Origin of the sequence: Lentzea indica, assembly GCF_012184385.1 — a bacterium.
In the GTDB taxonomy this organism is placed as follows: domain Bacteria; phylum Actinomycetota; class Actinomycetes; order Mycobacteriales; family Pseudonocardiaceae; genus Lentzea; species Lentzea indica.
This window is the reverse complement of record NZ_VSRL01000262.1, coordinates 1-12,022: the sequence shown is the minus strand read 5'-3', so window position 1 is coordinate 12,022 and position 12,022 is coordinate 1. Positions and strand designations below refer to the sequence as shown.

Sequence of the window (12,022 nt, the reverse complement as noted above, 5' to 3'; positions counted from 1 at the left end):
CGACGCGACCCGCCGCCCTGACGGTCGAGCACCGCCGCGGCCGCCACCATCTGCACCAGCACGGCCAGCTGGCAGGCCTGCCAGACCACCGCCGCCGCGATGAACAGCACCGGCTCGCCGCTGATGACGACCACCGCCATCGCGACGGCCTCCACGACGATGAAGACGACCATCGACCGCAGCCGGCCGAACCTTCTGGCCGCGGGTGTGCCCGCCACGGCTCCGGCCAGCGCCACGACGCTCGACACCGCCAGAACCACCGACACCGTCGTGGTGTCCAGGCCGGTGTACTCACGACCGAGCACCGAGGCGTAGGCCCAGGTGCCCTGGGTGATCGTCCACAACACCGCCGTGCCGAGCAGCAGCACGGCCGAGGGGCGACCGTCCTGCTGCTCGGTGACGACCGCCACGGGGCTGTCCGGCAGCCTGCCGACCAGGAACCAGGCCGGCAGGCAGCACACCGCCAGCACGAGGAACCCCGCTCCGTCCCACTGCTCGTTCGCGACCGGCACCACCATGATCATCAGTGCCCCGACCGCCACCGTGCCGGCGACGGCCACCGAGGCCGCCCGGTCGGAGTTCTCGACCGCCGCCAGCGCCGCCGTGGCCGCCGCGTAGACGAGCCCGATGGCGGCCCCCAGCAGCACATTGGTCAGCAGCAACATGACCGGGTCGTCAGCCACGGCGACCCACGCCGCCGCGAACGCCGTCAGCACCAGGCCCAGGCGCGCCATCGCCACCCGGCCCGTCCTGGCCGCGCGGGCCGCGAACAGGAGGGTCACGACGGCGGTCGCCGTCAGCTGCACCGCGCCGACCAGACCGGCTCCCGTGCCGGACAACCCGGCTCTGGAGGCGAAGTCGTCGATGAACACCGGCATCACGTTCGTGCCCGCGCTCCCCATCGCGACCCCGGAGATCAGCGCCACCGCGACACCGAGGGACAGCGCCGCACCGCTCGTTTTCTCCACCGGTCAGCCCTCGGCCATCACGTGCGGCAGGCCGTCGATGCCGGTGGGGACGTCGGGTTCGGTCGCGGGGACGTGCGTCATCGCTGGTTGTGCCTTTCGCGGGGTTCGGGGACAGTGCCTGTTGATCTCGGTCAGCGCTCGTGCACGAGCTCCCAGCGGCTCCCGCTGCGGCGGGCCAGGCCGCGGCGCTCCAGATCCTCCAGGTAGCGGGCCATCCCGCGGTCACCGCGCTTGCGGAAGAAGGGCAGGATCTTCGGCAGCAGGTTGGGCACCAGCATCGCCAGCCGCGCGCTCCACGACTCGCTCGGCCGTGGGTAAGCCTCCAGCCGCGGCTTGTCGAGCATGCTGACGACGGCCGCCACCACGTCGGACGGCTGCTGCGGCTGCTCGAGGAACTGCATCGAGTTTCCGCCCTCGACGGCCTCCCGCCGCAGCATCGGCGTGTCGGTCGCCGACGGCAGCACCGATCCGGCCAGGATGCCCTTCTCGCGCAGGTCGAGCCCGATCGACAGCATCGCGCCGCGCAACCCGAACTTGGACGCGCAGTACACGGGCGTCTCACCCTGAGGGAACAGCCCGGCGAGCGACACGGTGCTGATCACGCGCGGGTCGCGCGATGCCCACAGCAGCCCGATCGCGAGCCGCGTGGTGACCAGCGGCGAGACCAGGTTGAGCCCGATCTCCTTCTCGATGCTGGGAATCCCGCGCTCGTCGAAGCGTTCGGTGCTGGTCATGCCTGCGTTGTTGACCAGCACGTCGAGCCGGCCGTACTCGGTGCCGATCCGCTCGAAGAGCTGCTCGACCCGCGCCCAGTCCATCAGGTCGCAGCCGACGCCGAGATGCCCGCCACCCGGCAGCTCACCGGCCACCTTCCCGGCGCGGGCCTCGTCGATGTCGACCACGACGCACTGGGCGCCGGCGGAGGCGAACCGGTGGCACAGGGCGCTGCCGATGCCGCCCGCGCCTCCCGTGACGGCGATGACCTTGTCCCGGAAGTCGTAACTCATGACGGGTGCCCTTCGTAACAGCGGCGAGCGAATCCCCTGCGCTCACTCGTTCTCGCGTTACGTCGAGGCTATGGACGCGGCACGGGCCTGGAACTGGCCGACGCGGCCACGGAGGGAACCGCAGCGGCCACGCCGGCTTCCCGAGACGACAACTGCCACCGACGGCCGTTCGCGGCCGTCGGTGGCAGTTGTCCGAAATGGATCGATCAGGCGGTCGTGCCGGTGACCGCGCTACCCGACTTGGTGACGTAGTAGTTGACCTTGGCGCCGCTCCAGAAGTGGAACGTGAGCGTCACTCGCTGGTCGTCCTTGAGATTCTTCTTGAAGAACTCCGCCTTCAAGGTGGTCAGGCGGTCGGTGTAGTTGGGCGCGAACGCCACGTCGTACTCCTTGAACGCCGTCCACTCGTGCGGACCGGCGAAGGTGCCGTCGTCGTACTTGGCCTCCATGGTCGCGAGCTGGTCGCCGCGGAAGTTCGTCGGGATCTCGAACTTCTCCGGCGTCCCCGTGGCGTTGGACAGCACCGGCGTGTCATACGTGATGACGTAGAACCGCCACGGCACGCCCTGGGAGAAGCGGGCCGTCAGCACCGCGTTCGTGCCGTAGTTCCGCGAGCCGCTCAGCCGGGTCAGCGCCGAGGCCGTCAGGGTGAGCTGGTCGCCGTTGAGGGTGTAGTCCCGGTCGCGGGTCAGGGCGATGTTTCCGTTGTACAGCCCCGTGAACGACGTGCCGTTGAGGTTCAGCTTGATCGTCCTCGCGGTGATGGGGCTCGGCTTCGCGGTGAACACCTGGTCGGTGTAGGCCGTGGCGGAGCGGATCGTCCAGCTCGACTTGATGTGCGCGAAGAGCTCGGGGTCCTTCCACTGGAACGCGTTTCGGTCGAAGTGCTGGCCGTTGTCCCACAGCATGGTGGTGATCTTCTTGGTGCGGGCGTAGTAGCCGATGTACTCGAAGAACTTCAGCTTCTCGCCCTGCTCGATGGTGCCGGTGTGCCGGTCGAACCCGAGCAGCCCGTACTCGCCGAGGATCACCGGGATGCCCCGTGCGATGAAGCTGTCGTACACGCGGTCGAACGAGTCGGTGAGGTGCTGCTCGACGGTGGCGTCGTAGCGCGTGCCACCCGCGACGTTCGCGCTGAACGGCCAGTAGCCGTACGAGTGCACGGTCGCGATCAGGTTGGGGTCGTTCAGCCCGCGGATCTGCTCCACCAGCGGGTCGACGTACTCCTTGTCGGTCGAGGTGTGCAGGGTCGGCAGGACCAGCAGGCGGGTGGCGTTGTTGCCGCCCGACCTGCGCACGATGTCGTGGAACGAGGCGTTCAGCTCGGCGTTGAGCGCGATCTCCTGGGGCTTGCCGGTGCTGCCGGTGAACTGCGGCTCGTTCCAGCTCTCGAACGTCAGCTTGGGCCCGAACTCGGTGAAGGCGCCCGCCAGTTGCACCCACATCTTGTCGAACTGGTCGAGCACGCGGTCGTGCTCGGTCGGCATCTTCCACATCCACTGCCACGAGTCGTGGTGAATGTTGATCATCACGTACAGGTCGCGCGCCAACGCCCAGCGCACGACCTCCTTGACGCGGGCGAGGTAGTCGGCCTCGATCGTGTAGTCCGGTCCCTGGCCCAGGTGCGCGCTCCACGTGACCGGGATGCGGACGCTCTTGAAGCCCTGCGCCTTCACGTTGTCCAGCAAGGCTTCCGTGATGCGCGGGTTGCCCCACGACGTTTCGTCGGGGCCGGTCGAGTCGAGCGTGTTCCCGAGGTTCCACCCCGGCTGCATCGCCGCGGTGTGCTCCATCGCGGTGAGCTGCTTCCCACCGTGGACGCAGGTGACACCGTTGAGCGAGAACGACAACGGCGCCGTGTTGGCGTGGTCCCAGGTGCCCATGAAGCCGAACTTCACCGTCGCCTGCGGCGCGATCTTGGCGTTCTGGGCGACGTTGGTCGCGGTGACCTGGTCGTCCGACTCGGTGATCTTCGCGTTCCAGGCGTTCCCGGTCTGCTGGCCGGACGGCCACTCCCAGCTCAGCTTCCACCCGTCGACGGCGGCGCCGAGGTTGGTCACGGCGACGTCGGCCTTGAAGCCGCCCTGCCACTGGCCGGTCACGGTGTAGCCGACCTTGCAGCCCGCCTCCGCCGCGGCGGCCTCGTCCGCCATCGCCACCGTGAGGCCCGCGGCGACGGTCGTGACCGCGGCCACGACAGCGCCGATCCTCCGTCGAAGTGAGCGTGTTTTACCGATCGGTGTGAACATGAAAGCGCCCCACAATCTCAGACGACAATGGCAGAGATGTCTGACTGATTCGATGAATCAGTCGAGCGGTTCGTAGTCGAACCAGTCGAAGTGGACGGTGCCGCTCGCGGCGTACATGCCGATGACCCGTCCGGTGAAGCCGCCCGCGACCTCCGTGGAGAGGTACTTGCCGTCGAGCGCGGCGAGCACGGTGAACGTGCCGTCGGGTTCCTCGACGCCGAAGGAAATGGTGTCCGGCCCGGAACGCGCGTCCCGGAGTTCCTTGGCCTCGTCCACCTGGACACCGAGGACCAGTGGTCCGTCCGATGCGGGCCGGGACGCCACCACTGTCCTCAGTGGACCGATGCGGGCGAGGACGTTCACCTCTCCGGACGCCACCTCGATCTCGTAGTGGTGCTCCTCGTCGAACCTGACCGCCAGCCCGCCAGTCCCCTCCGCGGGATCGACCAACGTGCGGGCGCGGCACGACAGGTGCTGCTGACGCCGGCCCGCGAACACGACGGCGGGGTCGTCCAGGCCGGCCCCGCGCGCGTGCAGCGTGAGCCATCCGGCGCGGTCCTTGGTCGTGCAGTGCTGTGCAGAACGGTCGCGCAGGGACACCCAGGACGGCCGCAACGCGTTGTCGTCGAAGTCGTCCCGGCTCGGTTCCGCGGGACCGGGCTGCAACGGCCACGGGGGCGTGACGGTCAGCGGGCCGACCACCGGCCAGTCGTCGACCCAGCTCACCGGCGCCAGGAAGGTCTCCCTGCCGAGCACGTGCCAGCCGGGGGTGCCACCGCCGGGCCGCACGCCGAGCAGCACCATCCACCACGAACCGTCCGGGCCCTGCACCAGGTCGGCGTGGCCGGTGTTCTGGACGGGCTCGTAGGTGCTGCGGTGGGTCAGGATCGGGTTGGCCGGGCACGGCTCGAACGGACCGTTCGGTGACGGGCCGCGGGCGACCGACACGCAGTGGCCCCGTTCCGTGCCGCCTTCCGCGATCAGCAGGTACCAGTGGTCGCCGATCCGGTACAGGTGCGGCGCTTCCGGGGCCTTGGCCCGTTCCGTGCCGGACCAGAGCCGTTGCGACTCACCGAAAGTCTCACCGGTGGCCAGGTCGATGCGATACTGGTGCACCCCCGCCATCGTGCACCAGCAGTTGCCGTCGTCGTCCCAGGCGAGATCCGGGTCGATGCCGTGGACCTCGGGCAGCGGGATCGGGTCCGACCACGGGCCCGCCGGGTCGGTGGCGGTGAACACCATGTTGCCGCCGCCGTGGCTCACGCTCGTGACGATCAGCCAGAAGCGGCCGTCGTGGTGACGCAGCGTCGGCGCGTAGATTCCGGCCGACGACGGTGTTTCCGCGGTCAGGAGCAGCTGGCTCGTGCGCTCCAGCGCGTTGCCGATCTGCGTCCAGTTCACCAGGTCCCTGCTGTGGAAGACCGGGATGCCGGGGAAGTACTCGAAGCTGGAGCACACCAGGTAGTAGTCCTCGCCGACCCGGCACACGCTGGGGTCGGGATGCATTCCCGGGATCACAGGGGTGGTCACCCGTCAACTCCTCTGGTCGTGAGCCGGTACAGCACGGCGGACGGCGCCGTGGGCAGGGTCACCGCGAGCTCGCCGGGAGACCACCGCGCCTCCGCCGAACCGGTGGCCGGGTAGAGCTTCTCCACGACAACGTCCACATCGGACAGACGAGGCAACGGCAGTGTCGTCGTGTCGTCGCCGCCACGGCGCCAGACGGTCAGGTAGGTCGTGGCGGGTGTGGACAGGGTGAGGGCCAGCCACGGGTCTTCCCAGCCAGGAAGTCCCAGCGGCCAGGCAGGAACCGCCTGTGGCAGGTCGGCGCGGATGATCCGGTAGACGGCCACGGCCTCCTGGACGAGCGCACGTGCCTCTGGCTGAAGCTCCGCGATCCGCCCCGACAGGTGGATCCGGCCGAGCAGCGCGCTCACCATGGTGAAGGCGACCTCGTCGAGCGAGTCCTCCGGTTGCGGGTAGGCCCAGACCGCGGCCTGCTCCGGGGTGACCGCGGTCGGCGCGGAGGCCGCGATGGGCGCGTAGCGGTCCAGGTTCTGCTGGTCGCTCGTGGACTGCAGCTGCATGCGCGACAGCAACGCGTGGTCCATGCGCATGCCGCCGGAGCCGCAGTTCTCCAGCACCAGGTGCGGATGGCGGTCCAGCACGCCGTCGAGCCAGTCGAGGTGGGCACGGTTGTGGCCGAGCAGGCCGTCGGCAGGGGTCTCGCCGGCATGCGAGCTGGTGCCGGAACCGGGGTTGATGTTGTGGTCGAGCTTCAGGTAGCCGACGCCGCACTCCCCGACGAGGCGGTCCACCACCTCGTCCAGGTGGGCGCGGGCGGCGGGGTGACGCAGGTCCAGGTGATAGCGGACGCAGTCGTTGACCCGCACGCCGTCACGGCGGAAGAACGCCTCCTCCGGCAGGGTTTCGGCGAGCGGGCTGCGCACTCCGACGACCTCCGGCTCCAGCCACAGACCGGGAACCATGCCCCGCTCCCGGATGCGGTCCAGCACCTTCTGGAGGCCACCGGGGAAACGGGTGCGGGACGGCTGCCACGCACCGACCGTGTCCCACCAGTTCTCGCCCTCCTCGGCGTACCAGCCCGCGTCGATGACGAAGTACTCCGCGCCCGCGCCGGCCGCGGCGTCGATCAACGGCAGCAGCTTGGCCGTGGTGGGGTCGCCCATCAGGCAGTTCATGTAGTCGTTGAAGATGACCGGCAGGCCGTCGTGGTCGGGGTGCGGCCTGCGGGTCGCGCGGCGGTAGCGGGTCAGCGCGGCGAACGCGTCATCCGGTCCGCCGTCCGCGCTGAAAGCCAGCGCGACGGGCACGGTGCGGAACTCGTCACCGGGTGCAAGCACGCGGCTCCAGCCGTGATCGTGGTCTTCCGGGCCGAGCAGCGCCACGTAACCGGCGCCGTCGTGTTCACCGCACTCCCAGCGCCAGCCACCGCCGTTGTGCTCGATCTGCCACATCCAGGTTCGGCCCGTCGTGCGGTCCGTGAGCCCGCCCATCGGCAGATGACCGCAGCTGGACCAGACACGCTGTCCTGCAACGACGAACGCGCCCTTGGAGTGGGCGGCGCGGTGCCGTCCGTCCCGGTCCGGTGAGGTCAGGCGCACCGGCTCACGCCGCCAGCGGCATTCCGCGAGCCAGTCGTTCTCCGCCCACAGCACGTCGGCGGTGTCCAACGCCATGAGGCTGCCCGCCACGAGGGACGTGACCGACTCCAGGCGCAGCGGAGCGTTCCCCTCGTTCCGCACGACAACTTCGCTGCGCAGCACGGGAATGCCGTCCGGCGAACGGTAGGTCACCTCCACGGCCAGGCCGCTCACCTCGTCGCGCAGTTCGACGACGAGCACCCGCCAGTCCTTTTCGGACGGTGTGCGGTGGGCCCGGTACCGCAGCCGCTCGCCGATGGCCGTGAGGACGAGGCGGCTGCTCGACCAGACGCTGCCGTGGTCCGCGGTCGTCACCTCCGCCAGCGGCAGCGGAGTGCCGGAACCGCTCTCGCCGGGCAGGGTCAGGCTGACCACGCCGTCGTCGGCGATGCCGAGCTCGCAGTCGAAGGCCTCGTGGCCCCAGCGGATCGTGGTCACAGCGGATGTCCTTCCCGCAGCACCACGCACCCGCCGGCCGGCACTTCCTCCACCGGTCCGGCCGTCAACAGGTCGTGCCCAGGTACTGGCAGAGACACGGGTTCGGCGCGGTGGTTGAGCACGACGTGCCAGCGGCGGCCGTGCTCGCCCTGGCGGGTGACGGCTTCGACGCCGGACGGCAGTCCCGGCAGCACCGGGCCGACACCGACGGAGTCCAACAGCCGGGCGACCAGCGCCGCGTAGTCCGCGTCGTCGAGACGGGTGGACAGGTACCAGCCGTGGCCCTCGCCGAAACCGTGCCGGGTGAGCGCCGGGGAGCCGGCGAGCATGCCGTGGGTGTAGGCGGCGACCGTCTCGGCACCCTGCGCCCGCACCGACTCGCTCCATGCCGTGCCGTGCGACCCGTCGGAGAGGGCGATCCGCTCGTCGCGCCGCAGTGGCCGGTACTCCTCGACGCTGATGCCCAGCGCCTCGCGCAACGGTGCGGCGGGATAACCACCGAGCCGGGCGTGCATGCGGTCGTCGACGACCCCGCCGAAGTGCTGGAAGAGCAACGTGCCGCCGCTCTCGACGTAGCGGCGCAGGTTCTCCGCGCCGGTGTCGGAGAGCAAGAACAGCGCCGGGGCCAGCACGAGCCGGTACCGGCTCAGGTCCTCTTCCGGGTGCGCGAAGTCGGCGACCACTCCGGCGTCCCACAACGCGCGGTGGGCGCTCCGCAGTGCGGAGTGGTAGTCGAGCTCGGACGAGGGCAGGCCGTCCGAGTTCAGCGCCCACCACGCGTCGGAGTCGTGCAGCACGGCCACGTCGGCCGTGACGGTCGATCCCGCCAGCTCGGCGAGACGGGCGACGGCCGCGCCGGTCGCCGTCACCTCACCGAAAACACGGCTGTCCGGCCCGGCGTGCGGGACCATCGCCGAGTGCCACTGCTCGGCGCCCGCCTTCGACTGGCGCCACTGGAAGAACAGCGCCCCGTCCGAACCGCGCGCGATGTGGCCGAGCGAGTGCCGGAGGATCTCGCCGGGTTCCTTGGCGAGCGTCCGGCCCTGCTCGTAGACGGTGCTGGTGCCCTGTTCCATCAGCAGCCACGGCCCGCCACCCGCGAACGAACGGGCCCGATCGGCGGCGAAGGCGACGTCCGCGGCCGCCCCGAGGCCCGGCCGGTCCGGGTAGTGGTCGATCGCCACCACGTCGACCTCGCGGCCCAGCGCCCACAGGTCGATGTTCTGGTAGCCGGGCTGCATCATGTTGGTCGTCACCGGCCGGTCGCTGTGCGCGCGGATCGCGTCCCGCTGCTCGGAGTAGGCGGCGATCACCTCGTCGGAGGAGAACCGGCTGAAGTCCAGCGTGAGGCCGGGGTTGCGGTGCCACTGGGTGGCGCGCGGCGGCAGGATCTGCTCCCAGCTGCCGTACCGCTGGCTCCAGAACGCCGTCCCCCACGACTCGTTGAGCGCGTCCAGCGAGCCGTACCGCGCACGCAGCCAGACCCGGAACGCGGCGGCGGTGTGGTCGCACCAGCACAACGTGACGTACTCGTTGTGCACGTGCCACAGCGCCAGCGCCGGATGGTCGCCATACCGTTCCGCGAGAGCGGAGGCGATGCGCCGCGCCGCCGTGCGGTAGGCCGGGGCGCTGATGCAGTAGGTGTCACGACTGCCGTGGACCAGCCTGGTGCCGTCCGGGGTCACGGGCATGGAGTCCGGGTGGGCCAGCGTGAACCACGGCGGCGGTGAGGCGGTCGGCGTGGCCAGATCGACGTGGACACCGTTGGCGTGCAAGCGATCCAGCTGTGCGTCGAGCCACTCGAAGTCGTAGCGGCCCTCCTCCGGCTCCAGCAGCGCCCAGGAGAAGACACCGACCGTGGCCAGGTTGACCCTGGCCTCGCGCATCAGCTCGTCGTCCTCCTTCCACACCTGCTCGTCCCACTGCTCGGGGTTGTAGTCGCCACCGAAGGCGAGCCCGCCGAGCTGTTCGGCCAGACGACGTGTCGTCATGCCTCCTCCTCTCGGACGGGCAGACGGGCGCCATCGCGCAAGAACAGCGGGATGCGTTCGATCGGCGCCACGACGGTGATCGTCTGCCCGCCCTCGTGCTCCTCGCCGGTCCACGCGTCGGTCCACCGGGCGCCGGAGGGCAGATGGACCTCGCGCTCACGGACGCCCGCCTCCGTGATCGGAGCCACGAGCAGGTCGGGGCCGAGCAGGAACGCGTCCTCCACCCGCCACGCCACCGGGTCGCCGGGGAACTCCAGGAACAGCGGCCGCATCGGCGGCACACCGGTCTCGGAGGTCGTGCGCATCTGCTCCATCACGTAGGGGCGCAGGCGTTCCCGCAGACGGAGGTGCTCGGCGAGGATCCCGTAGGCCTCCTCGCCGTAGGACCAGACCTCGTTGGCCAGACCGGTCATCGCGGGCTCCAGCACCTGCTCGTCACCGCGGAAACCGTGGAGGCGGAACAGCGGGCAGAACGTGCCGTACTGGAACCAGCGCACGAGGACCTCGCGATAGGCGGGGTCGTCGGGGTCGCCGCCGTGGAAGCCGCCGATGTCCGTTGTCCACCAAGGGATGCCCGACATCATCACGTTCAGGCCCGCCTTGATCTGGGTGCGCAGCGAGGCGAAGTCCGTGGCGATGTCACCGGACCACAACGCGGCGCCGTACCGCTGCGCGCCCGCCCACGTGGAACGGTTGAGCGAGATGATCTCGTTCTCCCCCGCCGCGCGCAGTCCGTCGTGGACGGTGCGCGCGTTCTCGCGGGGGTAGAGGTTGCCGACCTCCAGCCCGGGACCGGCGTGGTAGCGCAGGTTGTACTGGTGGCCTGGCTTGAGCTCGGGTTCGCCGGCGTCCAGCCAGAACACCTTGATGCCGAGCTCGTGGTAGCCGCGCCGGATGCGTTCCCACACGAACTCGCGGGCTTCCGGGTTCGTGGCGTCGTAGAAGGCGACCTGGGCGGAGTAGGCGCCGAGCCCCTTGTCCGGCCAGTCCGCGTGCGCCATCGGCCCGAACTCGGTGCCGATGAAGAAACCCTGGTCCAGCATGGGGTGGTAGTTCTCGCTCGCCGGGCTCACCGACGGCCAGACCGACACCATCAGCTTGACGCCCATCTCGTCCAGCTCGCGCACCATCGCCGCCGGGTCGGGCCACTCGGCGGGGTCGAACTTCCACTCGCCGAGGTGCGTCCAGTGGAAGAAGTCGCAGACGATCACGGACAACGGCAGCCCGCGCCGCTTGTACTCGCGGGCGACCTCCATCAGCTCGTCCTGGGTGCGGTAGCGCAGCTTGCACTGCCAGAAACCGGAAGCCCACTCGGGCAGCTCCGGCGCGTGACCGGTCGCGTCCGCGTAGGAGCTCAGGACGTCGGCCGGTTCGCCCGCGGTGATCCAGTAGTCGATCTGGCGTGCGCTGTCGGCCACCCACCGGGTGCCGGTCTCCGCCAGCTCCACCCTGCCGATGGCGGGCGAGTTCCACAGCAGGCCGTAGCCGCGGTCGGAGATCAGCAGCGGGATGGTGACCTCGGCGTTGCGCTGCACCAGGTCGATGACAGCGCCCTTCTGGTTCAGCATGCCGTGGGTGTGCTGACCCAGGCCGTAGAGCCGCTCCCCCTCGTAGGCACGGAAACGCTGCTCGAGCCGGTGGTGGCCGTTGCCCGTCGCGGTGGCCAGCCGCGGTCCCGGCCACCAGAAGTGGGCGGGCTGCTCGGCGAGCAGCTCGGTGCCGTCCTCCGTGCTGAGGAACGTCAGCCTTCCCGCGGACGCGCCGAGCTCCGGGGTCAGCTTGCCTTCGGTGTCCGCGTCGATCCGGACGGTCAGCCTGCCGTTGACGAGGGTCGCGTGGTGCTCGGCGATCTTGATCTCCGCCTCGCCGCCGGACGGTGGCGTGTCGAGCAGTGCCCCCGGCAGGTCCTCGAGCAACGGCCCGCCTGGCGTGGCCCGGACCCGGACGGCGTGCGGACCCCAAGCCTCGACGCGGAGTGTCTCGCCTTGGGCACGCCATTCGAGTGCGTTGCCGAGGTCTCGGAAGTGCGTGGGCATGCGGGCGCTCCTCGCGCTGGTGAGTGAGTGCTGCGAAAGGTCAGTGCCGATTTCAGGGAGCCGATTTCAGACCCGGACGTGCGCATCGTGAACGCCGCGGCCGAGCAGTCCGTGGCGGACCAGGAGGCCGAGTTCGGCCTGCTGTACCAGACGGATCCGGCCAAGTGCT

General features: G+C 70.1%; 7 protein-coding genes and 1 pseudogene. 1 reads left to right on the top strand and 7 read right to left on the bottom strand.

Features of this window, described 5'->3' with window-relative positions:
• The 7 genes from FXN61_RS40590 to FXN61_RS40560 all read right to left on the bottom strand — a co-directional run.
• A partial coding sequence (locus FXN61_RS40590; protein ID WP_223165813.1) for an MFS transporter occupies positions 1-968 on the bottom strand: 968 nt, incomplete at its 3' end.
• A gap of 131 nt (positions 969-1,099) precedes the next feature.
• Positions 1,100-1,975, bottom strand: coding sequence for an SDR family NAD(P)-dependent oxidoreductase (locus FXN61_RS40585; protein ID WP_167979189.1), 876 nt, complete (start codon positions 1,973-1,975; stop codon positions 1,100-1,102).
• A 206-nt stretch (positions 1,976-2,181) separates the two neighbouring features.
• Positions 2,182-4,170 (bottom strand): cellulase family glycosylhydrolase, encoded by a 1,989-nt coding sequence (locus tag FXN61_RS40580; protein WP_312878380.1) that lies wholly within the window; start codon positions 4,168-4,170, stop codon positions 2,182-2,184.
• Between the two features lie 111 nt (positions 4,171-4,281).
• Positions 4,282-5,754, bottom strand: a complete 1,473-nt coding sequence (locus tag FXN61_RS55965; protein ID WP_312878379.1) for a glycoside hydrolase family 43 protein — start codon at positions 5,752-5,754, stop codon at positions 4,282-4,284.
• Entirely contained in the window at positions 5,751-7,826 is a 2,076-nt protein-coding gene (locus FXN61_RS40570; RefSeq protein ID WP_223165812.1) for an alpha-galactosidase, read from the bottom strand. The genes FXN61_RS55965 and FXN61_RS40570 overlap by 4 nt, the downstream gene beginning before the upstream one ends.
• The gene (locus FXN61_RS40565; RefSeq protein ID WP_167979187.1) at positions 7,823-9,817 is read right to left on the bottom strand and encodes a beta-galactosidase; all 1,995 of its coding nucleotides are present in this window, start codon (positions 9,815-9,817) and stop codon (positions 7,823-7,825) included. Before FXN61_RS40565 ends, FXN61_RS40570 begins: the two co-directional genes overlap by 4 nt.
• The gene (locus FXN61_RS40560; protein ID WP_167979186.1) at positions 9,814-11,853 is read right to left on the bottom strand and encodes a glycoside hydrolase family 31 protein; all 2,040 of its coding nucleotides are present in this window, start codon (positions 11,851-11,853) and stop codon (positions 9,814-9,816) included. Before FXN61_RS40560 ends, FXN61_RS40565 begins: the two co-directional genes overlap by 4 nt.
• A 72-nt stretch (positions 11,854-11,925) precedes the next feature.
• On the opposite strand from FXN61_RS40560, the pseudogene FXN61_RS55960 reads away from it, so the two are divergent.
• Positions 11,926-12,022 (top strand): annotated as a pseudogene (locus tag FXN61_RS55960) (phosphoadenylyl-sulfate reductase); the annotation flags it as partial.

Excerpts from the sequence above, each read along its gene's own strand:
- FXN61_RS40560 (WP_167979186.1), bottom strand. The coding sequence starts at position 11,853 with ATGCCCACGCACTTCCGAGACCTCGGCAACGCACTCGAATGGCGTGCC.
- FXN61_RS40565 (WP_167979187.1), bottom strand. The coding sequence starts at position 9,817 with ATGACGACACGTCGTCTGGCCGAACAGCTCGGCGGGCTCGCCTTCGGT.
- FXN61_RS40585 (WP_167979189.1), bottom strand. The coding sequence starts at position 1,975 with ATGAGTTACGACTTCCGGGACAAGGTCATCGCCGTCACGGGAGGCGCG.